This window comes from Pseudomonas sp. microsymbiont 2 (assembly GCF_054788395.1).
Genome location: NZ_CM139112.1, coordinates 594608 through 616950 on the forward strand (window position 1 = coordinate 594608; position 22343 = coordinate 616950).

Sequence of the window (22343 nt, forward strand, 5' to 3'; positions counted from 1 at the left end):
GATGAAACGGTAGAAACCAGGAGTAAACCCGTGGCAATTAAACTCGAAGACAAGAAGGCCATCGTCGCTGAAGTCAACGAGGCTGCCAAAGTCGCTCTGTCCGCTGTCGTGGCTGATGCCCGTGGCGTGACTGTAGGCGCAATGACCGGACTCCGTAAAGAGGCCCGCGAAGCTGGCGTTTACGTACGTGTCGTACGTAATACCCTGCTCAAGCGCGCTGTTGAAGGCACCGAGTTCTCGGTCCTCAACGATGCGTTCAAAGGCCCGACCCTGATCGCTTTCTCCAATGAGCACCCGGGCGCTGCTGCCCGTCTGTTCAAAGAGTTCGCCAAGGGTCAGGACAAGTTCGAGATCAAGGCAGCTGCGTTCGACGGCAAGTTCCTTGCCGCTAACCAGATCGACGTGCTGGCAACCCTGCCAACTCGCGACGAGGCTATCGCACAGCTGATGAGCGTAATCCAAGGTGCAACCAGCAAGCTGGCTCGTACCCTGGCAGCTCTGCGCGACCAGAAAGAAGCTGCTGCTGCCTAAGGCACGCGCAACACTTTCAAAATCATACGTTTAATTTGATGGCTGCGTAGGCTGTCACCCCAATACAGGATTTAAGTCATGTCTCTGACTAACGAGCAAATCATCGAAGCAATCGGCCAGAAAACCGTTCTGGAAATTGTTGAGCTGATCAAAGCGATGGAAGAAACCTTCGGCGTTACCGCTGCTGCCGCTGTTGCCGCTGGCCCAGCTGTTGCTGCTGCCGCTGCTGAAGAGCAGACCGAGTTCAACGTCGTTCTGACCGAAGCTGGCGACAAGAAGGTCAACGTGATCAAGGCAGTTCGTGAACTGACCGGTCTGGGCCTGAAAGAAGCCAAAGAGAAAGTCGACGGCGCTCCTCAGGTTATCGCTGAAGGCGTTTCGAAAGAAGCCGCTGAAGACGCGAAGAAGAAGCTGGAAGAAGCTGGCGCTAAAGTCGAGCTGAAGTAATTTCGACTTTGCGACAACAGTCCGAGCGTTGAGCGAAGGGCTGATGGCTGGTGGCTTATGCCACCGGCCTTTTTCCGTTATTGGTGGCCGATCAGGTCGGCCCCGATAACGAGCTGCAAGACACCCAAGAGGGTGGCGCAAACCAAGGGGTTTGCACGATTTTCGGCTGCTCCCGCCGGGAGATGCCAAACAAGCAGGTGACCAAGCTGGGGAATGCTGATGGCTTACTCATACACTGAGAAAAAACGTATCCGCAAGGACTTTAGCAAGTTGCCGGACGTCATGGATGTGCCTTACCTCCTGGCCATCCAGCTGGATTCGTATCGCGAATTCCTGCAGGCGGGAGCATCCAAGGACCAGTTCCGCGACGTCGGCCTGCATGCGGCCTTCAAATCGGTATTCCCGATCATCAGCTACTCCGGCAATGCTGCCCTGGAGTACGTCGGCTATCGCCTGGGCGAGCCGGCGTTCGATGTGAAGGAATGTGTCCTGCGTGGTGTGACCTTCGCGGTCCCGCTGCGTGTGAAGGTGCGCCTGATCATCTTCGACAAGGAATCGTCGAACAAAGCGATCAAGGACATCAAAGAGCAAGAAGTCTACATGGGTGAAATCCCCCTGATGACTGAAAACGGTACCTTCGTTATCAACGGTACCGAGCGTGTGATCGTGTCCCAGCTGCACCGCTCGCCGGGTGTGTTCTTCGACCACGACCGTGGCAAGACGCACAGCTCGGGCAAGCTGCTGTACTCCGCGCGCATCATCCCTTACCGCGGTTCGTGGCTGGACTTCGAGTTCGACCCGAAGGACTGCGTGTTCGTGCGTATCGACCGTCGCCGCAAGCTGCCGGCCTCGGTGCTGCTGCGCGCGCTGGGCTACAGCACTGAAGAAGTGCTGAACACCTTCTACACCACCAACGTGTTCCACATCTCCGGCGAAAAACTGAGCCTGGAGCTGGTGCCACAGCGTCTGCGTGGTGAAGTTGCGGTCATGGATATCCATGACGGCAGCGGCAAGGTCATCGTCGAGCAAGGCCGCCGTATTACCGCGCGCCACATCAACCAGCTGGAAAAGGCTGGCGTGAAAGAACTCGACGTGCCGATGGAGTACGTGCTGGGCCGCACCACCGCCAAGGCCATCGTTCACCCGGCCACCGGTGAAATCCTGGCTGAGTGCAACACCGAGCTGACCACCGAGCTGCTGATCAAGATCGCCAAGGCTCAGGTCGTCCGCATCGAGACCCTGTACACCAACGACATCGACTGCGGTCCGTTCATCTCGGACACCTTGAAGATCGACACCACCAGCAACCAGCTGGAAGCCCTGGTCGAGATCTATCGCATGATGCGTCCAGGCGAGCCGCCAACCAAGGATGCCGCCGAGACCCTGTTCAACAACCTGTTCTTCAGCGCCGAGCGTTACGACCTGTCCGCCGTTGGCCGCATGAAGTTCAACCGTCGTATCGGTCGCACCGAGATCGAAGGTTCGGGCGTGCTGAGCAAGGAAGACATCGTCGAGGTCCTCAAGACCCTGGTCGACATCCGTAACGGCAAAGGTATCGTCGACGACATCGACCACCTGGGTAACCGTCGCGTGCGTTGCGTCGGCGAAATGGCCGAGAACCAGTTCCGTGTTGGCCTGGTGCGCGTAGAGCGCGCGGTCAAGGAACGTCTGTCGATGGCCGAAAGCGAAGGCCTGATGCCGCAGGACCTGATCAACGCCAAGCCGGTCGCGGCGGCGGTGAAGGAGTTCTTCGGCTCCAGCCAGCTCTCGCAGTTCATGGACCAGAACAACCCGCTCTCCGAGATCACCCACAAGCGCCGTGTCTCTGCACTCGGCCCTGGCGGTCTGACCCGTGAGCGCGCAGGCTTCGAAGTCCGTGACGTACACCCGACCCACTATGGCCGTGTGTGCCCGATCGAGACTCCAGAAGGTCCGAACATCGGTCTGATCAACTCCCTGGCAGCCTATGCCCGCACCAACCAGTACGGTTTCCTGGAAAGCCCGTACCGCGTGGTGAAGGAAGGCGTTGTCAGCGACGACATCGTGTTCCTGTCCGCTATCGAAGAGGCCGATCACGTGATCGCCCAGGCTTCGGCCGCGATGAACGACAAGAAGCAGCTGATCGATGAGCTGGTAGCTGTTCGTCACCTGAACGAGTTCACCGTCAAGGCGCCGGAAGACGTCACCCTGATGGACGTTTCGCCGAAGCAGGTTGTTTCCGTCGCTGCCTCGTTGATTCCGTTCCTCGAGCACGACGACGCCAACCGTGCATTGATGGGTTCGAACATGCAGCGTCAGGCTGTACCGACCCTGCGCGCCGACAAGCCGCTGGTAGGTACCGGCATGGAGCGCAACGTCGCCCGAGACTCCGGTGTCTGCGTGGTTGCTCGCCGCGGTGGTGTGATCGACTCGGTCGACGCCAGCCGTATCGTCGTTCGCGTTGCCGATGACGAAGTCGAGACCGGTGAAGCCGGTGTGGACATCTACAACCTGACCAAGTACACCCGTTCGAACCAGAACACCTGCATCAACCAGCGTCCGCTGGTGAGCAAGGGTGACGTGGTCGCACGTGGCGACATCATGGCCGACGGCCCGTCCACCGACATGGGTGAACTGGCGCTGGGTCAGAACATGCGCATCGCGTTCATGGCGTGGAACGGCTTCAACTTCGAAGACTCCATCTGCCTGTCCGAGCGTGTGGTCCAGGAAGACCGCTTCACCACGATCCACATTCAGGAACTGACCTGTGTGGCCCGTGACACCAAGCTTGGCCCAGAGGAAATCACCGCGGACATCCCGAACGTGGGTGAAGCTGCGCTGAACAAGCTGGACGAAGCCGGTATCGTCTACGTGGGTGCCGAAGTCGGCGCCGGCGACATCCTGGTCGGCAAGGTCACTCCGAAAGGCGAGACCCAACTGACTCCGGAAGAAAAACTGCTGCGCGCGATCTTCGGTGAGAAGGCCAGCGACGTCAAAGACACCTCCCTGCGCGTGCCGACCGGCACCAAGGGTACCGTCATCGACGTACAGGTCTTCACCCGTGATGGCGTCGAGCGCGACAGCCGCGCCCTGGCCATCGAGAAGATGCAGCTGGACGAGATCCGCAAGGACCTGAACGAAGAGTTCCGCATCGTCGAAGGCGCGACCTTCGAGCGTCTGCGTTCCGCCCTGAACGGCCAGGTGGTCGACGGTGGCGCGGGCCTGAAGAAAGGCACCGTGATCACCGATGACGTCCTGAACGGTCTGGAGCACGGCCAGTGGTTCAAACTGCGCATGGCCGAAGATGCACTGAACGAGCAGCTGGAAAAGGCTCAGCAGTACATCGTCGATCGCCGCCGTCTGCTGGACGACAAGTTCGAAGACAAGAAGCGCAAGCTGCAGCAGGGCGATGACCTGGCGCCAGGCGTACTGAAGATCGTCAAGGTCTACCTGGCCATCCGCCGTCGCATCCAGCCGGGTGACAAGATGGCCGGTCGTCACGGTAACAAGGGTGTGGTCTCGGTAATCATGCCGGTCGAAGACATGCCGCACGACGCCCACGGTACTCCGGTCGACGTCGTGCTGAACCCGCTGGGCGTACCTTCGCGTATGAACGTCGGGCAGATCCTCGAAACCCACCTGGGCCTCGCGGCCAAAGGCCTGGGCGAGAAGATCGACCGCATGATCGAAGAGCAGCGCAAGGCCGCAGAGCTGCGCACCTTCCTCACCGAGATCTACAACGAGATCGGTGGTCGTCAGGAGAACCTGGAAGAGTTCACCGACGCAGAGATCCTCGCCCTGGCGAACAACCTGAAGAAAGGCGTGCCTATGGCTACCCCGGTCTTCGATGGTGCCAAGGAGCGTGAGATCAAGGCCATGCTGAAACTGGCAGACCTGCCGGAAAGCGGCCAGATGGTGCTGTTCGACGGCCGTACCGGCAACAAGTTCGAGCGTCCTGTGACCGTGGGTTACATGTACATGCTCAAGCTGAACCACTTGGTGGACGACAAGATGCACGCGCGTTCCACTGGTTCCTACAGCCTGGTTACCCAGCAGCCGCTGGGTGGTAAGGCGCAGTTCGGTGGTCAGCGTTTCGGGGAGATGGAAGTGTGGGCGCTGGAAGCATACGGCGCGGCATACACCCTGCAAGAAATGCTCACAGTGAAGTCGGACGACGTGAACGGCCGTACCAAGATGTACAAGAACATCGTGGATGGCGATCACCGTATGGAGCCGGGCATGCCCGAGTCCTTCAACGTGTTGATCAAAGAGATCCGTTCGCTCGGTATCGATATCGATCTGGAAACCGAATAACACGTGACGCGAAGGGGAGTGGGGCAGGTAATGCCCGCTCCCTGCTCCGCCAGGAGGAAAGGCCTTGAAAGACCTACTGAATTTGCTGAAAAACCAGGGTCAAGTCGAAGAGTTCGACGCCATCCGCATCGGTCTGGCGTCGCCTGAAATGATCCGTTCGTGGTCGTTCGGTGAAGTTAAGAAGCCGGAAACCATCAACTACCGTACGTTCAAACCTGAGCGTGACGGCCTGTTCTGCGCCAAGATCTTTGGCCCAGTCAAGGACTACGAGTGCCTGTGCGGCAAGTACAAGCGCCTCAAGCACCGCGGTGTGATCTGCGAGAAGTGCGGCGTTGAAGTTGCCCTGGCCAAGGTTCGTCGTGAGCGCATGGCGCACATCGAACTGGCCTCGCCGGTCGCCCACATCTGGTTCCTGAAGTCGCTGCCGTCCCGTATCGGCCTGCTGATGGACATGACCCTGCGTGATATCGAGCGCGTGCTCTACTTCGAGAGCTACGTCGTTATCGACCCGGGCATGACCACGCTGGAAAAAGGTCAGCTGCTGAACGACGAACAGTACTTTGAAGCGCTGGAAGAGTTCGGTGACGACTTCGACGCCCGCATGGGTGCCGAGGCTGTCCGCGAGCTGCTGCACGCTATCGACCTGGAGCACGAGATCGGCCGCCTGCGCGAAGAGATTCCGCAGACCAACTCGGAAACCAAGATCAAGAAGCTGTCCAAGCGCCTGAAGCTGATGGAAGCTTTCCAGGGTTCGGGCAACCTGCCTGAGTGGATGGTCCTGACCGTCCTGCCAGTGCTGCCGCCGGATCTGCGTCCGCTGGTGCCGCTGGATGGCGGCCGCTTCGCGACCTCCGACCTGAACGACCTGTATCGTCGGGTGATCAACCGTAACAACCGTCTGAAGCGCCTGCTCGATCTGTCGGCGCCGGACATCATCGTGCGCAACGAAAAGCGCATGCTGCAGGAAGCGGTCGACGCCCTGCTCGACAACGGCCGTCGCGGTCGCGCCATCACCGGCTCGAACAAGCGTCCGCTGAAGTCGCTGGCCGACATGATCAAAGGTAAGCAAGGTCGCTTCCGTCAGAACTTGCTCGGTAAGCGTGTGGACTACTCCGGCCGTTCGGTAATTACCGTCGGTCCGACCCTGCGTCTGCACCAGTGCGGTCTGCCGAAGAAGATGGCCCTCGAGCTGTTCAAGCCGTTCATTTTCGGCAAGCTGGAAATGCGTGGTCTGGCGACCACCATCAAGGCCGCCAAGAAGATGGTCGAGCGCGAGCTGCCAGAGGTATGGGACGTTCTCGCCGAGGTGATCCGCGAACACCCCGTCCTGCTCAACCGTGCGCCAACCCTGCACCGTCTGGGTATCCAGGCCTTTGAACCGGTACTGATCGAAGGTAAGGCCATCCAGCTGCACCCGCTGGTCTGCGCCGCGTACAACGCCGACTTCGACGGTGACCAGATGGCCGTTCACGTGCCGCTGACCCTGGAAGCCCAGCTCGAAGCGCGCGCGCTGATGATGTCGACCAACAACATCCTGTCGCCAGCCAACGGTGAGCCAATCATCGTTCCGTCGCAGGACGTGGTACTGGGTCTGTACTACATGACCCGTGAAGCCATCAACGCCAAGGGCGAAGGTCGCGTGTTCGCCGACCTGCAGGAAGTCGACCGCGTATTCCGCGCCGGCGAAGCCGCCCTGCACGCGAAAATCAAGGTTCGTATCAACGAAACCGTGAAAGATCGCGATGGCAGCATCACCAAGAACACCCGCATCGTCGACACCACTGTCGGCCGTGCGCTGCTGTTCCAGGTTGTACCGGCAGGCCTGCCGTTCGACGTCGTCAACCAGCCGATGAAGAAGAAGGCGATCTCCAAGCTGATCAACCAGTGCTACCGCGTGGTGGGTCTGAAAGAGACCGTGATCTTCGCTGACCAGCTGATGTACACCGGTTTCGCCTACTCGACCATTTCCGGTGTTTCCATCGGTGTTAACGACTTCGTTATCCCTGATGAGAAAGCGCGCATCATCAACAGCGCCACCGACGAAGTGAAGGAAATCGAGAGCCAGTACGCCTCCGGCCTGGTCACCCAGGGCGAGAAGTACAACAAGGTCATCGACTTGTGGTCCAAGGCCAACGACGAAGTGTCCAAGGCGATGATGGCCAACCTCTCGAAAGAGAAGGTCATCGATCGCGAGGGCAAGGAAGTCGAGCAAGAGTCCTTCAACTCGATGTACATGATGGCCGACTCCGGTGCTCGTGGTTCCGCGGCCCAGATTCGTCAGCTGGCCGGTATGCGTGGTCTGATGGCCAAGCCGGACGGCTCGATCATCGAGACGCCGATCACCGCGAACTTCCGTGAAGGTCTGAGCGTACTGCAGTACTTCATCTCGACCCACGGTGCTCGTAAAGGTCTGGCGGATACCGCACTGAAGACCGCGAACTCCGGTTACCTGACCCGTCGTCTGGTAGACGTGGCGCAGGATCTGGTCGTGACCGAGATCGACTGCGGCACCGACCAGGGTCTGCTGATGACCCCGCACATCGAAGGCGGCGACGTTGTCGAGCCGCTGGGTGAGCGCGTACTGGGTCGTGTCATTGCCCGTGACGTGTTCAAGCCAGGCACCGAGGACGTCATCGTTCCGGCCGGTACCCTGGTGGACGAGCAGTGGGTCGAGTTCATCGAGCTGAACAGCATCGACGAAGTGGTCGTGCGTTCGCCGATCAGCTGCGAAACCCGCTACGGCATCTGCGCCAAGTGCTACGGTCGCGACCTGGCTCGCGGTCACCAGGTGAACATCGGTGAAGCTGTCGGCGTTATCGCTGCCCAGTCGATCGGTGAGCCGGGTACCCAGCTGACCATGCGTACGTTCCACATCGGTGGTGCTGCAAGCCGTACTTCGGCTGCCGACAGCGTCCAGGTGAAGAACGGCGGTATGGTGCGTCTGCACAACCTGAAGCAGGTCGAGCGTGCCGATGGCAACCTGGTTGCCGTGTCGCGTTCCGGCGAGCTGGCCATTGCCGACGAATTCGGTCGTGAGCGTGAGCGCTACAAGCTGCCTTACGGTGCGGTGATTTCGGTCAAGGAAGGTGAGAAGGTCGAAGCTGGCGCCATCGTCGCCAAGTGGGACCCGCACACCCACCCGATCGTTACCGAACTGAAAGGTACCGTGACCTTCGTGGGCATGGAAGAAAACATCACCATCAAGCGTCAGACCGACGAACTGACCGGCCTGACCAACATCGAAGTGATGGACGTCAAGGATCGCCCTGCCGCAGGCAAGGAAATCCGTCCGGCGATCAAGATGGTCGATGCTGCTGGCAAGGACCTGTACCTGCCAGGTACCGACGTACCTGCTCAGTACTTCCTGCCGGCCAACGCCCTCGTCGGTGTGGCTGACGGTGCCCAGATCGGTGTCGGTGACGTTATCGCGCGTATTCCGCAAGAAACGTCGAAGACCCGTGACATCACCGGTGGTCTGCCGCGCGTTGCCGACCTGTTCGAAGCGCGTCGTCCGAAAGAAGCCTCGATCCTGGCTGAAGTCAGCGGCACCATTGCCTTCGGTAAAGAAACCAAGGGCAAGCGTCGTCTGGTCATCACCCCGACCGATGGCAGCGATCCGTACGAAGAGCTGATTCCGAAGTGGCGCCACCTGAACGTCTTCGAAGGCGAACAGGTAAACCGCGGCGAAGTTATCTCCGACGGCCCGAGCGATCCGCACGACATCCTGCGTCTGCTGGGTGTGAGCGCGCTGGCCAAGTACATCGTCAACGAGATCCAGGACGTTTACCGCCTGCAGGGCGTGAAGATCAACGACAAGCACATCGAGACCATCCTGCGTCAGATGCTGCGCAAGGTCGAGATCTCCGAGTCCGGCGATTCCAGCTTCATCAAGGGCGACCAGATGGAACTGACTCAGGTTCTGGTCGAGAACGAGCGTCTCGCCAGCGAAGACAAGTTCATCTCGAAGTTCACCCGTGTGCTGCTGGGTATCACCAAGGCGTCGCTGTCGACCGAGTCGTTCATCTCCGCGGCTTCCTTCCAGGAAACCACCCGCGTACTGACCGAAGCGGCGGTAACCGGCAAGCGCGACTATCTGCGCGGCCTGAAAGAGAACGTGGTCGTGGGTCGTCTGATCCCGGCCGGTACCGGTCTGGCCTATCACAGCGAGCGCAAGCGTCGCCGTGATGCCGACAAGCCGCTGCGTGTGAGCGCCAGTGAGGTGGAAGCCGCACTGACCGAAGCGCTGAACTCCAGCGGTAACTGAGTACAGGGCAGGGCCCCGGCACGTCTCGCAAGGGTATCGGTGACATGAATTGTTGCCGATGACCGGGCGAGGAGGGCCGGGGCCTCGTCTTGACTGGGTGCAAGATCCTCTTTAGACTTTTGTACCCTTAAATTTGGTGAGGCTCCGTCTCGCCAATTTTTGGCTTTCTTGCAAGACAATAGAGTCGCAAGACAATCAGTGGAGCTAGTAGATGGCAACTATCAACCAGCTGGTACGTCAGCCGCGTAAGCGTTCGGTCGAAAAGTCCGACGTTCCTGCGCTGCAGAACTGCCCGCAGCGTCGTGGCGTGTGCACCCGCGTGTACACCACCACGCCGAAAAAACCTAACTCGGCACTGCGTAAAGTATGCCGTGTGCGTCTGACCAACGGTTTCGAGGTTTCCTCGTACATCGGCGGTGAAGGCCACAACCTGCAAGAGCACAGCGTCGTCCTGATCCGTGGCGGCCGTGTAAAAGACTTGCCAGGTGTTCGTTACCACACCGTTCGCGGCTCTCTGGATACTTCGGGCGTCAAAGGCCGTAACCAGGGTCGTTCGAAGTACGGTACCAAGCGTCCGAAGTAATCGGTCGTTTGCAGACATCCATTTTTTTGAGTCGATAAGAGTAAGGTCGGGCAGGGGTCGAAGACCCACGTCCCGGGCTAACCTGAAGACCGTTTGAGGGCTTATCATGCCAAGACGTCGTGTAGCAGCAAAACGTGAGATTCTCGACGATCCGAAGTACGGATCCCAGATTCTCGCCAAGTTCATGAACCACGTGATGGAAAGCGGCAAGAAGGCCGTAGCCGAGCGCATCGTCTACGGTGCCCTGGATACTGTCAAAGCACGCAAGAACAGCGACCCCCTGGAAATCTTCGAGAAAGCTCTCGACGCCATCGCTCCGCTGGTCGAAGTAAAGTCCCGCCGTGTCGGCGGTGCCACTTACCAGGTTCCGGTTGAAGTTCGTCCGTCCCGTCGTAACGCTCTGGCAATGCGCTGGCTCGTAGACTACGCCCGCAAGCGCGGCGAGAAGTCGATGGCTCTGCGCCTGGCCGGTGAGCTGCTGGATGCTGCCGAAGGCAAGGGTGCTGCAGTCAAGAAGCGTGAAGACGTGCACCGTATGGCCGAGGCCAACAAAGCGTTCTCGCACTACCGCTTCTAATTCAAGCATCAATCTTTTTGCGAGGGCTTTATGGCTCGTACTACAGCAATTAACCGCTACCGTAACATCGGTATCTGCGCGCACGTTGATGCGGGCAAGACTACCACTACCGAGCGGATCCTGTTCTACACAGGTCTGAGCCACAAGATGGGCGAGGTGCACGACGGCGCCGCGACCACCGACTGGATGGTGCAGGAGCAGGAGCGCGGTATCACCATTACCTCCGCTGCCGTTACCACCTTCTGGAAAGGTTCCCGTGGTCAGTACGACAACTACCGCGTAAACGTCATCGATACCCCCGGCCACGTTGACTTCACCATTGAAGTAGAGCGTTCGCTGCGCGTACTCGACGGCGCGGTCGTTGTGTTCTGCGGTACCTCCGGTGTTGAGCCGCAGTCCGAAACCGTATGGCGTCAGGCCAACAAGTACGGCGTTCCACGTGTTGTCTACGTGAACAAGATGGACCGTGCTGGTGCCAACTTCCTGCGCGTTGTCGGCCAGATCAAGAACCGCTTGGGTCACACCCCGGTTCCGGTCCAGCTGGCTATCGGTGCGGAAGACGACTTCCAGGGTCAGGTTGACCTGATCAAGATGAAAGCCATCTACTGGAACGACGACGACAAGGGTACTACCTACCGTGAGGAAGAGATTCCTGCCGAGCTGGTGGACCTGGCCAACGAATGGCGCAGCAACATGGTCGAGGCTGCTGCCGAGGCCAACGAAGAGCTGATGAACAAGTACCTTGAAGAAGGTGACCTGTCCGTCGAAGACATCAAGGCTGGTCTGCGCGCCCGTACCCTGGCGAGCGAGATCGTTCCTGCTGTCTGCGGTTCCTCGTTCAAGAACAAGGGCGTTCCCCTGGTTCTCGACGCCGTCATCGACTTCCTGCCTGCTCCGACCGAAATCCCGGCGATCAAGGGTATTCACCCTGACCTGATCGACGTGCCGAAGGATGAAGTCACTCCAGAGCAGTACGACGAGCGTCCTGCTGACGACAACGAGCCGTTCTCGGCTCTGGCGTTCAAGATTGCCACTGACCCGTTCGTGGGTACTCTGACTTTCGTCCGCGTCTACTCGGGCTTCCTGACCTCCGGTGACTCCGTCATCAACTCGGTCAAGGGCAAGAAAGAGCGCGTTGGTCGTATGGTGCAGATGCACGCCAACCAGCGTGAAGAGATCAAAGAAGTGCGCGCTGGCGACATCGCTGCTCTGATCGGCATGAAGGACGTCACCACCGGTGACACCCTGTGCAACGCCGACAAGCCGATCATCCTCGAGCGTATGGACTTCCCTGAGCCGGTAATTTCGCTCTCCGTAGAGCCGAAAACCAAGGCTGACCAGGAGAAGATGGGTATCGCACTGGGCAAGCTGGCCCAGGAAGACCCGTCGTTCCGCGTCAAGACCGATGAAGAAACCGGTCAGACCATCATCTCCGGTATGGGTGAGCTGCACCTGGACATCCTCGTTGACCGCATGAAGCGCGAGTTCAACGTCGAGTGCAACGTCGGCAAGCCGCAGGTTTCGTACCGCGAGAAGATCACCAAGTCCAACGTCGAGATCGAAGGCAAGTTCGTTCGTCAGTCGGGTGGTCGTGGTCAGTTCGGTCACTGCTGGATCCGCTTCTCGGAGCCGGACGTTGACGAGAAGGGCAACATCACCGAAGGTCTGGTGTTCACCAACGAAGTCGTTGGTGGTGTGATTCCTAAGGAATTCATCGCCCCGATCCAGAAGGGTATCGAAGAGCAGATGAAAAACGGCGTTGTTGCCGGCTATCCGCTGCTCGGCCTGAAGGCTACGGTATTCGACGGTTCGTACCACGACGTCGACTCCAACGAAATGGCGTTCAAGATCGCCGCTTCGATGGCGACCAAGCAACTGGCCCAGAAGGGCGGTGGCGTGGTGCTTGAGCCGATCATGAAGGTCGAAGTTGTAACCCCGGAAGACTACCTGGGTGACGTGATGGGTGACCTGAGCCGTCGTCGCGGGATGATCCAGGGTAATGAAGACTCGGTGTCCGGCAAGGTAATCACTGCTGAGGTACCGCTCGGAGAGATGTTCGGTTACGCAACCGACGTTCGTTCCATGTCTCAGGGTCGCGCAAGCTACTCCATGGAATTCTCCAAATACGCCGAAGCTCCGTCGAACATCGTCGAAGCACTCGTTAAAAAACAAGGCTAATCCCCTTTAGGCAAGAGGTTCACTGTCGTGGCTAAAGAAAAATTTGATCGTTCCCTTCCCCACGTTAACGTCGGCACCATCGGCCACGTTGACCACGGTAAGACCACTCTGACCGCAGCTCTGACTCGCGTCTGCTCCGAAGTATTCGGTTCGGCAGTCGTTGAGTTCGACAAGATCGACTCGGCTCCGGAAGAAAAAGCGCGCGGTATCACCATCAACACCGCTCACGTCGAGTACAACTCGAACATTCGTCACTACGCTCACGTTGACTGCCCAGGTCACGCTGACTACGTGAAGAACATGATCACCGGTGCTGCCCAGATGGACGGCGCGATCCTGGTTTGCTCGGCCGCCGATGGTCCGATGCCACAAACCCGTGAGCACATCCTGCTGTCCCGTCAGGTAGGCGTTCCGTACATCGTGGTCTTCCTGAACAAGGCTGACCTGGTAGACGACGCTGAGCTGCTGGAACTGGTCGAGATGGAAGTTCGCGACCTGCTGTCCACCTACGACTTCCCAGGCGACGACACCCCGATCATCATCGGTTCGGCTCGTATGGCGCTGGAAGGCAAAGACGACAACGAAATGGGTACCAGCGCTGTCAAGAAGCTGGTTGAAACTCTGGATGCCTACATCCCTGAGCCAGTTCGTGCCATCGACCAGCCGTTCCTGATGCCGATCGAAGACGTATTCTCGATCTCGGGTCGTGGTACCGTTGTTACCGGCCGTATCGAGCGTGGTATCGTCCGCGTTCAGGATCCGCTGGAAATCGTTGGTCTGCGTGACACCACCACCACCACCTGCACCGGCGTTGAGATGTTCCGCAAGCTGCTGGACGAAGGTCGTGCTGGCGAGAACTGCGGCGTCCTGCTGCGTGGTACCAAGCGTGACGACGTTGAGCGTGGCCAGGTTCTGGTCAAGCCAGGTTCGGTCAAGCCGCACACCAAGTTCACCGCAGAAGTCTACGTCCTGTCGAAGGAAGAAGGCGGCCGTCACACTCCGTTCTTCAAAGGCTACCGTCCTCAGTTCTACTTCCGTACCACTGACGTGACCGGTAACTGCGAACTGCCGGAAGGCGTTGAAATGGTAATGCCAGGTGACAACATTCAGATGACTGTCACCCTGATCAAGACCATCGCGATGGAAGACGGTCTGCGCTTCGCCATCCGTGAAGGCGGTCGTACCGTCGGCGCCGGCGTCGTAGCCAAAATCATCGAGTAATCACTCGATCGGTTGAAAAAACCCCCGCTCAGCGGGGGTTTTTTTTATTGGGTTGACACTAAATTGGGGCGTCTATAGAATCACGCCTCCTTTTAACGGGCGTAGTGCGCCCGATGGGAACAGCCTGGAGTCTGAAATCCAATGCAAAATCAGCAAATCCGTATCAGGTTGAAGGCTTTCGACCATCGCCTGATCGACCAATCCACCCAGGAAATCGTGGAAACCGCGAAACGTACTGGTGCACAAGTGCGTGGTCCAATTCCACTGCCAACCCGCAAAGAGCGTTTCACCGTTCTGGTCTCTCCGCACGTCAACAAAGACGCGCGTGACCAGTACGAGATTCGCACTCATAAGCGTGTTCTGGACATCGTCCAGCCAACGGATAAAACCGTTGATGCGCTGATGAAGCTTGATCTCGCGGCAGGCGTGGAAGTGCAGATCAGCCTCGGCTAAGACTCCGGTCTGGTCGTGTAACGCTCTGAAATGGGCGGCCATAGCGGGTGAAAGCCCCGTACACTCATGAGGTTTACAACATGACTATTGGTGTAGTCGGTCGAAAAGCGGGCATGACCCGTATTTTCACCGAAGAAGGTGTCTCCATTCCGGTCACGGTCATCGAGATCGAGCCGAATCGTGTCACCCAGTTCAAAACCGAAGAAACTGATGGCTACCGTGCAGTGCAAGTCACTGTCGGCGAGCGTCGTGCTTCGCGCGTGACTGCCGCTCAGGCAGGCCACTTTGCCAAGGCCAACGTTGCCGCTGGTCGCGGTGTCTGGGAGTTCCGTCTTGAAGAAGGCGATTTCCAGGCTGGCGATCTGATCAAAGCTGAACTCTTCACTGCAGGCCAGCTGGTAGACGTAACCGGTCAGTCCAAAGGTAAAGGCTTCGCCGGTACCATCAAGCGTTGGAACTTCCGTGGTCAAGACAACACCCACGGTAACTCCGTATCGCACCGTGTCCCTGGCTCCATCGGCCAGTGCCAGACTCCTGGTCGTGTATTCAAGGGCAAGAAGATGTCCGGTCACATGGGCGCCGAGCGCGTGACTGTTCAGTCCCTGGAAGTAGTACGCGTAGACGCTGAACGCAACCTGCTGCTGATCAAGGGTGCCGTCCCAGGCGCTACTGGCGGCGACGTGGTCGTGCGTCCGGCTGTCAAGGCTCGCGGTTAAGGGGAAACTGACATGCAACTCAATGTAAATGACGCTCAGGCGATCGAAGTTTCCGAACTGACCTTCGGTGGCGAATTCAACGAGACGCTGGTACACCAAGCAGTCGTGGCCTACATGGCCGGCGGCCGTCAGGGCACCAAGCAGCAGAAGACCCGTTCTGATGTAGCCGGTGGCGGTAAGCGCCCATGGCGTCAGAAAGGTACTGGTCGCGCTCGTGCTGGTACTACCCGTGGTCCGATCTGGCGTGGCGGTGGTGTAACCTTCGCAGCTCGTCCTCAGGATCACTCGCAGAAGCTCAACAAGAAGATGTACCGCGCAGCCCTGCGCTCCATCCTCGCTGAGCTGGTGCGTAGCGACCGTCTGGTCGTGGTTCAGGACTTCGCTGTTGAAGCCCCGAAAACCAAAGACCTGCTGAACAAGCTGAACGGCATGGGTCTGAGCGATGTTCTCATCGTTTCGGATGCTGTTGATCAGAACCTGTACCTGGCTGCTCGCAACCTGCCGCACGTCGATGTACGTGACGTTCAAGGTTCCGACCCGGTCAGTCTGATCGCATACGAGAAAGTGTTGATCACTGTCTCGGCCGTGAAGAAATTCGAGGAGCTGCTGGGATGAACCAGGAACGCGTATTCAAAGTCCTCCTTGGCCCGCACGTTTCCGAGAAGGCTACCGTTCTGGCTGAGAAAAAAGGCCAGTTCGTATTCAAGGTTGCTACCGATGCAACCAAGCTGGAAATCAAGAAAGCTGTCGAAGGCCTGTTCAACGTAAAAGTTGAAAACGTGTCGACTGTTAACGTTCTGGGTAAAACCAAGCGTACCGCACGTGGTCTGGGCAAGCGCAATGACTGGAAGAAGGCGATCGTCTCCCTTCAGCCAGGCCAAGATCTCGATTTCAGCAGCAGTGCTGAGTAAGGAAGGGGTGCATCATGGCAATCGTTAAATGCAAACCGACTTCCCCTGGCCGCCGTTTTGTGGTCAAGGTGGTCAACAAGGAGCTGCACAAAGGCGCTCCTCACGCACCGCTGCTCGAGAAAAAATCGAAGTCTGGTGGTCGTAACAACAATGGCCGCATCACCACTCGTCACGTTGGTGGTGGTCATAAGCAGCATTACCGTCTGGTTGACTTCCGTCGCAACGACAAAGATGGCATCCCTGCCACTGTCGAGCGTATCGAATACGACCCGAACCGTACTGCTCACATCGCCCTGCTGTGCTACGCAGACGGTGAGCGTCGCTACATCATCGCCCCTAAAGGCGTGAGCGCTGGCGACCAGCTGATCGCAGGTGCCCTGGCCCCAATCAAGGCCGGTAACTCCCTGCAGCTGCGCAACATCCCAGTAGGTAGCACCATTCACGGCATCGAACTGAAGCCGGGTAAAGGTGCTCAGATCGCTCGTTCCGCTGGTGCTTCGGCTCAGCTGATCGCTCGCGACGGTGTCTATGTGACCCTGCGTCTGCGCTCTGGTGAAATGCGTAAAGTCCTGGCTGAGTGCCGTGCGACCCTGGGCGAAGTCTCGAACTCCGAGCACAGCCTGCGTTCGCTGGGTAAAGCTGGTGCCAAACGCTGGCGCGGCGTTCGCCCAACCGTTCGTGGCGTTGCCATGAACCCGGTTGACCACCCGCATGGTGGTGGTGAAGGTCGTACCTCCGGTGGTCGTCATCCGGTATCGCCATGGGGCTTCCCAACCAAGGGTGCTAAAACCCGTGGTAATAAGCGTACCGACAACATGATCGTCCGTCGTCGCAAGTAACTAGAGGGATACGACAGTGCCACGTTCTCTGAAAAAAGGTCCTTTTATCGATCTTCACCTGCTGAAGAAGGTCGAAGTGGCGGTGGAGAAGAACGATCGCAAGCCAGTTAAAACCTGGTCGCGCCGTTCGATGATCCTGCCACAAATGGTCGGTCTGACCATCGCGGTACACAACGGTCGTCAACATGTCCCAGTTCTCGTGAACGAAGACATGGTCGGCCACAAACTGGGCGAGTTCGCCGGTACCCGCACTTATCGTGGGCACGTGGCTGACAAGAAAGCCAAGCGTTAAGGGGTAAGGAAATGGAAGTAGCCGCTAAGTTGTCGGGCGCTCGCATCTCCGCCCAGAAAGCCCGCTTGGTCGCCGACCAGATCCGCGGGAAGAAGGTGGGCGAAGCGCTCAACCTGTTGGCCTTCAGCAGCAAAAAAGCCGCTGAAATCATGAAGAAAGTCCTCGAGTCGGCCGTTGCCAACGCCGAACACAACGAAGGCGCAGACGTTGATGACCTGAAGGTCTCCACCGTCTTCGTCAACGAAGGGCGTTCGCTGAAGCGCATCATGCCACGTGCCAAAGGCCGTGCTGATCGCATCGTCAAGCGGTCTTGCCATATCACTGTCAAGGTTGCGGACAAGTAACGGAGTCGATCAGATGGGTCAGAAAGTACATCCCACTGGCATTCGCCTGGGAATCGTCAAGGAGCACACCTCCGTCTGGTACGCAGACGGCGCGACTTACGCAGATTACCTGCTGAAGGATCTGCAAACTCGCGAGTACCTCCAGGACAAACTAAAAAGCGCGTCCGTAAGCCGTATCGATATTCATCGTCCGGCTCAAACTGCACGCATCACCATCCACACCGCTCGTCCCGGTATCGTTATCGGCAAGAAAGGTGAAGATGTTGAGAAGCTGCGTCAGGACCTGACCAAGCAGATGGGTGTGCCTGTGCACATCAACATCGAAGAGATCCGCAAGCCGGAACTCGACGCTATGCTGGTTGCTCAGAGCGTTGCCCAGCAGCTGGAGCGCCGCGTTATGTTCCGTCGCGCCATGAAGCGCGCCGTGCAGAACGCCATGCGTATTGGTGCCAAGGGCATCAAGATCCAGGTGAGCGGTCGTCTCGGCGGTGCCGAGATCGCACGTACCGAGTGGTATCGCGAAGGTCGTGTGCCTCTGCACACCCTGCGTGCCGATATCGACTACAACACCTACGAAGCTCACACCACCTACGGTGTGATCGGTGTGAAGGTTTGGATCTTCAAAGGCGAAGTAATTGGTGGTCGCCAGGAAGAGCTGAAGCCTCAAGCACCAGCGCCTCGTAAAAAAGCTGCTAAGTAAGGGGTACGCCAAATGTTGCAACCAAAGCGTACAAAATTCCGCAAGCAGATGACCGGCCACAACCGTGGTCTGGCACTGCGCGGTAGCAAGGTCAGCTTCGGCGAGTTCGCTCTGAAAGCTGTCGCCCGCGGTCGTCTCACCGCTCGCCAGATCGAGTCGGCACGTCGTGCCCTGACCCGTCACGTAAAACGTGGCGGCAAGATCTGGATCCGTGTCTTCCCGGACAAGCCGGTTACCAAGAAGCCTCTCGAGGTTCGTATGGGTAAAGGTAAGGGTTCCGTGGAATACTGGGTTGCCCAGATTCAGCCAGGCAAAGTCCTGTACGAGATCGAGGGTGTTTCTGAAGAGCTGGCGCGCGAAGCTTTCGCCCTGGCCGCTGCAAAGCTGCCTCTCGCCACCTCCTTTGTTAAGCGGACGGTGATGTGATGAAAGCGAATGAACTTCGTGAAAAATCCGCACAGCAACTGAATGAGCAACTGCTCGGCTTGCTGCGCGACCAGTTCAATCTGCGCATGCAGAAAGCAACTGGCCAGTTGGGGCAGTCGCACCTGCTCTCGCAAGTTAAGCGTGACATCGCTCGCGTGAAAACTGTGCTCAACCAGCAGGCAGGTAAGTGATCATGGCTGAAGCTGAAAAAACCGTCCGTACGCTGACTGGCCGTGTCGTCAGCGACAAAATGGACAAGACCATCACCGTTCTGATCGAGCGTCGCGTCAAGCACCCGATCTACGGTAAATACGTTAAGCGTTCGACTAAGCTGCACGCGCACGACGAAGCCAACCAGTGCAAGATCGGCGACAAGGTTTCCATCCGTGAAACCCGTCCGCTGGCCAAGACCAAGTCCTGGGCACTGGTTGAAGTCCTCGAACGCGCTGTTGAAGTCTAAGGGCTAGGGGTCGGAGAAATTTTATGATTCAGACTCAATCCATGCTCGATGTGGCCGATAACAGCGGCGCTCGTCGCGTCATGTGCATCAAGGTGCTCGGCGGTTCCCACCGCCGTTACGCCGGTATCGGTGACATCATCAAAGTAACCGTCAAGGAAGCAATTCCGCGCGGTAAGGTCAAGAAAGGCCAGGTGATGACCGCTGTTGTCGTCCGTACCCGCCACGGTGTACGTCGCGCTGACGGTTCCATCATTCGTTTCGACGGCAACGCTGCTGTTCTGCTGAACACCAAGCAAGAGCCGATCGGTACTCGCATCTTCGGGCCAGTGACCCGTGAACTTCGTACCGAGAAGTTCATGAAGATCGTCTCGCTCGCCCCTGAAGTGCTCTAAGGAGATCCGACATGCAAAAGATTCGTCGTGACGACGAGATCATCGTGATCGCCGGCAAAGACAAAGGTAAGCGCGGTAAGGTGCTGAAGGTTCTCGCTGACGACCGTCTGGTCATCGGTGGTGTCAACCTGGTCAAGCGCCACACCAAGCCTAACCCGATGGCGGGCGTCCAGGGCGGTATCGTCGAGAAAGAAGCGCCACTGCACGCTTCCAACGTCGCCATCTTCAACGGCGAAACCAACAAGGCTGACCGCGTTGGTTTCAAAGTAGAAGACGGTAAAAAAATTCGTGTCTTCAAGTCGACCCAAAAAGCGGTTGATGCTTGAACACTGCTAGGTAGAAGACCATGGCACGACTGAAAGAGATTTACCGGAACGAAATCGCTCCTAAGCTTAAGGAAGAACTTAAGCTGTCGAACGTGATGGAAGTTCCGCGCGTTACCAAAATCACCCTGAACATGGGTCTGGGCGAAGCGATCGGCGACAAGAAAGTCATCGAGCACGCTGTTGCCGACCTGGAAAAGATCACCGGTCAAAAGCCGGTCGTGACTTTCGCTCGTAAATCCATCGCGGGCTTCAAAGTCCGTGAAGGCTGGCCGATCGGTGTCAAGGTGACCCTGCGTCGCGAAAAGATGTACGAGTTCCTGGACCGCCTGCTGGCGATCTCCCTGCCACGGGTTCGCGACTTCCGCGGCCTGAATGCCAAGTCCTTCGACGGTCGTGGCAACTACAGCATGGGCGTGAAAGAGCAGATCATCTTCCCGGAAATCGATTACGACAAGATCGATGCTCTGCGCGGTTTGGACATCACCCTGACCACCACTGCTCGTTCGGACGACGAAGGCCGCGCTCTGCTGCGTGCTTTCAAGTTCCCGTTCCGCAACTGATTGGAGTAGGAAAATGGCCAAGAAGAGCATGAAAAACCGCGAGCTGAAGCGTCAGCTCACGGTAGCCAAGTTCGCTAAGAAGCGTGCTGAGCTGAAAGCGACCATCGTCAACCTGAACGCCTCTCCTGAAGAGCGTTTCGCTGCCGTTGTCGCCCTGCAGAAGCAACCACGTGACGCCAGCGCCGCGCGCCTGCGTAACCGTTGCCGCATCACCGGCCGTCCGCACGGCGTGTACCGCAAGTTCGGCCTCGGCCGTAACAAGCTGCGCGAAGCCGCCATGCGCGGTGACGTGCCAGGTCTGGTCAAGGCCAGCTGGTAATCCGGTTGGCGTGACCGCCGGCGCGAGGGGAGTGATCTTCCGACCGCCGGTGACCTCGCAAAGAAACAAGCCCCTATATGGGGCTTGTTTCGTTTCTGCCTTGTGTCTAGAATGACCGGCTCACCTGAGCCTGGGTTTTTTGCCCTGCCTGCTCGGGTGGTTGTGATAGCCGCAAGGCTAATAATTCTTGTATCAGGAGCATCTAGCCCATGAGTATGCAGGACCCGTTAGCGGACATGCTAACTCGCATCCGTAATGCCCAGATGGCTGAAAAGTCTGTCGTAAGCATGCCTTCCTCCACCCTGAAGGTCGCGGTTGCCAAAGTACTGAAAGACGAAGGTTACATCGCTGGCTACGAAGTCACCGGCGAAGCCAAGCCTTCCCTGTCGATCGAACTGAAGTACTTCGAAGGCCGTCCGGTCATCGAGGAACTGAAGCGTACCAGCCGTCCTGGCCTGCGCCAGTACAAGGCCGTTACCGAGCTGCCGAAAGTACGCGGCGGTCTGGGCGTGTCTATCGTCTCCACCAACAAAGGTGTGATGACTGACCGCGCTGCGCGCGCTGCCGGTGTCGGCGGCGAAGTTCTGTGCACAGTGTTCTAAGGGGAGATAGGCATGTCTCGCGTCGCTAAGAACCCCGTTAAGCTGCCAGCAGGCGTCGAAGTCAAATTCGCCGGCCAGCAGCTTTCGGTGAAGGGTGCCAAGGGCACTCTCGAACTGAACGTTCACTCGTCTGTTGAAGTTACCGAAGAAGCTGGTGAGCTGCGTTTCTCCGCTCGCAACGGTGACCAGCAAGCTCGCGCCATGGCCGGTACCACCCGCGCCCTGGTGAACAACATGGTCCAGGGCGTAAGCCAAGGCTTCGAGCGCAAGCTCCAGCTGGTCGGTGTTGGTTACAAGGCACAGGCCAAGGGCACCGTCCTGAACCTGGCTCTGGGCTTCTCGCACCCAGTGGATTACGAACTGCCAGCCGGTATCACCGCTGAAACCCCTAGCCAGACCGACATCCTGATCAAGGGTATCGACAAGCAGCTGGTAGGTCAGGTGGCCGCTGAAGTCCGCGGTTTCCGTCCGCCAGAGCCTTACAAGGGCAAGGGTGTGCGTTACGCGGACGAAGTAGTCCGTCGTAAAGAAGCCAAGAAGAAGTAGGGCCTAGCAAATGACCGACAAAAAAGTTACTCGACTGCGTCGCGCTCGCAAAGCACGCCTGAAAATGCACGAGCTCGAAGCCGTGCGTCTGTGCGTGTTCCGCTCCTCGCAGCACATCTACGCCCAGGTCATTTCGGCCGACGGCAGCAAGGTTCTGGCAAGCGCCTCGACCTTGGACAAAGAACTGCGTGATGGCGCCACCGGCAACATCGACGCGGCCACTAAGGTTGGCAAGCTGGTAGCTGAGCGTGCGAAAGCCGCCGGTGTATCTCAAGTTGCCTTTGACCGTTCCGGCTTCAAGTACCACGGCCGCGTCAAGGCGCTGGCTGATGCTGCTCGTGAAGGCGGGCTGGAGTTCTAAGT

The 22343-nt window shown here is 58.2% G+C and carries 26 protein-coding genes; all 26 read left to right on the top strand.

Annotated elements, in window-relative coordinates:
• Nucleotides 1-30: 30 nt before the first annotated feature.
• Nucleotides 31-531, top strand: coding sequence for a 50S ribosomal protein L10 (gene rplJ, locus ACYUME_RS02650; protein ID WP_009397369.1), 501 nt, complete (start codon nt 31-33; stop codon nt 529-531).
• Between the two features lie 78 nt (nt 532-609).
• On the top strand, nt 610-978 hold the full coding sequence (gene rplL / locus ACYUME_RS02655) for a 50S ribosomal protein L7/L12 (RefSeq protein WP_011531883.1): 369 nt from the start codon (nt 610-612) through the stop codon (nt 976-978).
• 219 nt (nt 979-1197) lie between these two features.
• The gene (gene rpoB, locus ACYUME_RS02660; protein WP_460417996.1) at nt 1198-5271 is read left to right on the top strand and encodes a DNA-directed RNA polymerase subunit beta; all 4074 of its coding nucleotides are present in this window, start codon (nt 1198-1200) and stop codon (nt 5269-5271) included.
• Nucleotides 5272-5335: 64 nt separating this feature from the next.
• Nucleotides 5336-9535, top strand: a complete 4200-nt coding sequence (rpoC, locus tag ACYUME_RS02665) for a DNA-directed RNA polymerase subunit beta' (protein WP_279882972.1) — start codon at nt 5336-5338, stop codon at nt 9533-9535.
• 211 nt (nt 9536-9746) lie between these two features.
• Entirely contained in the window at nt 9747-10118 is a 372-nt protein-coding gene (gene rpsL, locus ACYUME_RS02670; protein WP_003255492.1) for a 30S ribosomal protein S12, read from the top strand.
• A gap of 106 nt (nt 10119-10224) precedes the next feature.
• Complete coding sequence (rpsG, locus tag ACYUME_RS02675) at nt 10225-10695, top strand: 30S ribosomal protein S7 (protein ID WP_003246741.1); 471 nt, start codon at nt 10225-10227, stop codon at nt 10693-10695.
• A gap of 30 nt (nt 10696-10725) precedes the next feature.
• Nucleotides 10726-12873 (top strand): elongation factor G, encoded by a 2148-nt coding sequence (gene fusA, locus ACYUME_RS02680; RefSeq protein WP_054893561.1) that lies wholly within the window; start codon nt 10726-10728, stop codon nt 12871-12873.
• A gap of 27 nt (nt 12874-12900) precedes the next feature.
• Nucleotides 12901-14094: an elongation factor Tu gene (gene tuf / locus ACYUME_RS02685; RefSeq protein WP_182323863.1), complete on the top strand. Its 1194-nt coding sequence runs from the start codon at nt 12901-12903 to the stop codon at nt 14092-14094.
• Nucleotides 14095-14235: 141 nt separating this feature from the next.
• Nucleotides 14236-14547, top strand: coding sequence for a 30S ribosomal protein S10 (gene rpsJ, locus ACYUME_RS02690; protein ID WP_003186070.1), 312 nt, complete (start codon nt 14236-14238; stop codon nt 14545-14547).
• An 80-nt stretch (nt 14548-14627) separates the two neighbouring features.
• On the top strand, nt 14628-15263 hold the full coding sequence (rplC, locus tag ACYUME_RS02695) for a 50S ribosomal protein L3 (RefSeq protein ID WP_011531887.1): 636 nt from the start codon (nt 14628-14630) through the stop codon (nt 15261-15263).
• A gap of 12 nt (nt 15264-15275) precedes the next feature.
• Entirely contained in the window at nt 15276-15878 is a 603-nt protein-coding gene (gene rplD / locus ACYUME_RS02700) for a 50S ribosomal protein L4 (RefSeq protein ID WP_003255485.1), read from the top strand.
• Nucleotides 15875-16174 (top strand): 50S ribosomal protein L23, encoded by a 300-nt coding sequence (gene rplW / locus ACYUME_RS02705; RefSeq protein WP_003255484.1) that lies wholly within the window; start codon nt 15875-15877, stop codon nt 16172-16174. Before rplD ends, rplW begins: the two co-directional genes overlap by 4 nt.
• A gap of 14 nt (nt 16175-16188) precedes the next feature.
• Nucleotides 16189-17013 carry a 50S ribosomal protein L2 gene (rplB, locus tag ACYUME_RS02710; protein WP_016393391.1) on the top strand — a complete coding sequence of 275 codons (825 nt, stop codon included), beginning with the start codon at nt 16189-16191 and terminating at the stop codon, nt 17011-17013.
• Nucleotides 17014-17029: 16 nt separating this feature from the next.
• The gene (gene rpsS / locus ACYUME_RS02715; RefSeq protein ID WP_003255482.1) at nt 17030-17305 is read left to right on the top strand and encodes a 30S ribosomal protein S19; all 276 of its coding nucleotides are present in this window, start codon (nt 17030-17032) and stop codon (nt 17303-17305) included.
• A gap of 11 nt (nt 17306-17316) precedes the next feature.
• Nucleotides 17317-17649, top strand: coding sequence for a 50S ribosomal protein L22 (gene rplV, locus ACYUME_RS02720; RefSeq protein WP_003103908.1), 333 nt, complete (start codon nt 17317-17319; stop codon nt 17647-17649).
• A gap of 13 nt (nt 17650-17662) precedes the next feature.
• Entirely contained in the window at nt 17663-18349 is a 687-nt protein-coding gene (gene rpsC, locus ACYUME_RS02725) for a 30S ribosomal protein S3 (protein WP_011531889.1), read from the top strand.
• A 12-nt stretch (nt 18350-18361) separates the two neighbouring features.
• Nucleotides 18362-18775, top strand: a complete 414-nt coding sequence (gene rplP / locus ACYUME_RS02730; RefSeq protein ID WP_009397508.1) for a 50S ribosomal protein L16 — start codon at nt 18362-18364, stop codon at nt 18773-18775.
• Complete coding sequence (gene rpmC, locus ACYUME_RS02735; RefSeq protein WP_002555481.1) at nt 18775-18966, top strand: 50S ribosomal protein L29; 192 nt, start codon at nt 18775-18777, stop codon at nt 18964-18966. Before rplP ends, rpmC begins: the two co-directional genes overlap by 1 nt.
• Before the next feature lie 2 nt (nt 18967-18968).
• Nucleotides 18969-19235, top strand: a complete 267-nt coding sequence (rpsQ, locus tag ACYUME_RS02740; RefSeq protein ID WP_003255478.1) for a 30S ribosomal protein S17 — start codon at nt 18969-18971, stop codon at nt 19233-19235.
• 23 nt (nt 19236-19258) lie between these two features.
• Complete coding sequence (gene rplN / locus ACYUME_RS02745; protein ID WP_008089810.1) at nt 19259-19627, top strand: 50S ribosomal protein L14; 369 nt, start codon at nt 19259-19261, stop codon at nt 19625-19627.
• An 11-nt stretch (nt 19628-19638) separates the two neighbouring features.
• Nucleotides 19639-19953, top strand: coding sequence for a 50S ribosomal protein L24 (rplX, locus tag ACYUME_RS02750; RefSeq protein WP_003255476.1), 315 nt, complete (start codon nt 19639-19641; stop codon nt 19951-19953).
• 20 nt (nt 19954-19973) lie between these two features.
• A complete protein-coding gene (rplE, locus tag ACYUME_RS02755) occupies nt 19974-20513 on the top strand; it encodes a 50S ribosomal protein L5 (RefSeq protein ID WP_012316517.1) in 540 nt (179 codons plus the stop codon).
• 13 nt (nt 20514-20526) lie between these two features.
• Complete coding sequence (gene rpsN / locus ACYUME_RS02760) at nt 20527-20832, top strand: 30S ribosomal protein S14 (protein WP_279882975.1); 306 nt, start codon at nt 20527-20529, stop codon at nt 20830-20832.
• Nucleotides 20833-21041: 209 nt separating this feature from the next.
• Nucleotides 21042-21434: a 30S ribosomal protein S8 gene (gene rpsH / locus ACYUME_RS02765; RefSeq protein WP_134693400.1), complete on the top strand. Its 393-nt coding sequence runs from the start codon at nt 21042-21044 to the stop codon at nt 21432-21434.
• Between the two features lie 12 nt (nt 21435-21446).
• Nucleotides 21447-21980 carry a 50S ribosomal protein L6 gene (gene rplF / locus ACYUME_RS02770; RefSeq protein ID WP_011531892.1) on the top strand — a complete coding sequence of 178 codons (534 nt, stop codon included), beginning with the start codon at nt 21447-21449 and terminating at the stop codon, nt 21978-21980.
• A gap of 10 nt (nt 21981-21990) precedes the next feature.
• Nucleotides 21991-22341 (top strand): 50S ribosomal protein L18, encoded by a 351-nt coding sequence (gene rplR, locus ACYUME_RS02775; protein ID WP_011531893.1) that lies wholly within the window; start codon nt 21991-21993, stop codon nt 22339-22341.
• The last annotated feature ends 2 nt before the right edge of the window (nt 22342-22343 follow it).

Excerpts from the sequence above, each read along its gene's own strand:
- rplV (WP_003103908.1), top strand. The coding sequence starts at position 17,317 with ATGGAAGTAGCCGCTAAGTTGTCGGGCGCTCGCATCTCCGCCCAGAAA.
- rplW (WP_003255484.1), top strand. The coding sequence starts at position 15,875 with ATGAACCAGGAACGCGTATTCAAAGTCCTCCTTGGCCCGCACGTTTCC.
- rpsG (WP_003246741.1), top strand. The coding sequence starts at position 10,225 with ATGCCAAGACGTCGTGTAGCAGCAAAACGTGAGATTCTCGACGATCCG.
- rpsH (WP_134693400.1), top strand. The coding sequence starts at position 21,042 with ATGAGTATGCAGGACCCGTTAGCGGACATGCTAACTCGCATCCGTAAT.
- rpoB (WP_460417996.1), top strand. The coding sequence starts at position 1,198 with ATGGCTTACTCATACACTGAGAAAAAACGTATCCGCAAGGACTTTAGC.
- rplB (WP_016393391.1), top strand. The coding sequence starts at position 16,189 with ATGGCAATCGTTAAATGCAAACCGACTTCCCCTGGCCGCCGTTTTGTG.
- fusA (WP_054893561.1), top strand. The coding sequence starts at position 10,726 with ATGGCTCGTACTACAGCAATTAACCGCTACCGTAACATCGGTATCTGC.
- rpsC (WP_011531889.1), top strand. The coding sequence starts at position 17,663 with ATGGGTCAGAAAGTACATCCCACTGGCATTCGCCTGGGAATCGTCAAG.
- rpsN (WP_279882975.1), top strand. The coding sequence starts at position 20,527 with ATGGCCAAGAAGAGCATGAAAAACCGCGAGCTGAAGCGTCAGCTCACG.
- rplX (WP_003255476.1), top strand. The coding sequence starts at position 19,639 with ATGCAAAAGATTCGTCGTGACGACGAGATCATCGTGATCGCCGGCAAA.
- rplL (WP_011531883.1), top strand. The coding sequence starts at position 610 with ATGTCTCTGACTAACGAGCAAATCATCGAAGCAATCGGCCAGAAAACC.
- rplD (WP_003255485.1), top strand. The coding sequence starts at position 15,276 with ATGCAACTCAATGTAAATGACGCTCAGGCGATCGAAGTTTCCGAACTG.
- rplN (WP_008089810.1), top strand. The coding sequence starts at position 19,259 with ATGATTCAGACTCAATCCATGCTCGATGTGGCCGATAACAGCGGCGCT.
- rplC (WP_011531887.1), top strand. The coding sequence starts at position 14,628 with ATGACTATTGGTGTAGTCGGTCGAAAAGCGGGCATGACCCGTATTTTC.
- rpsL (WP_003255492.1), top strand. The coding sequence starts at position 9,747 with ATGGCAACTATCAACCAGCTGGTACGTCAGCCGCGTAAGCGTTCGGTC.
- rplP (WP_009397508.1), top strand. The coding sequence starts at position 18,362 with ATGTTGCAACCAAAGCGTACAAAATTCCGCAAGCAGATGACCGGCCAC.
- rplF (WP_011531892.1), top strand. The coding sequence starts at position 21,447 with ATGTCTCGCGTCGCTAAGAACCCCGTTAAGCTGCCAGCAGGCGTCGAA.
- rplR (WP_011531893.1), top strand. The coding sequence starts at position 21,991 with ATGACCGACAAAAAAGTTACTCGACTGCGTCGCGCTCGCAAAGCACGC.
- rpsQ (WP_003255478.1), top strand. The coding sequence starts at position 18,969 with ATGGCTGAAGCTGAAAAAACCGTCCGTACGCTGACTGGCCGTGTCGTC.
- rplE (WP_012316517.1), top strand. The coding sequence starts at position 19,974 with ATGGCACGACTGAAAGAGATTTACCGGAACGAAATCGCTCCTAAGCTT.
- rpsJ (WP_003186070.1), top strand. The coding sequence starts at position 14,236 with ATGCAAAATCAGCAAATCCGTATCAGGTTGAAGGCTTTCGACCATCGC.
- rpmC (WP_002555481.1), top strand. The coding sequence starts at position 18,775 with ATGAAAGCGAATGAACTTCGTGAAAAATCCGCACAGCAACTGAATGAG.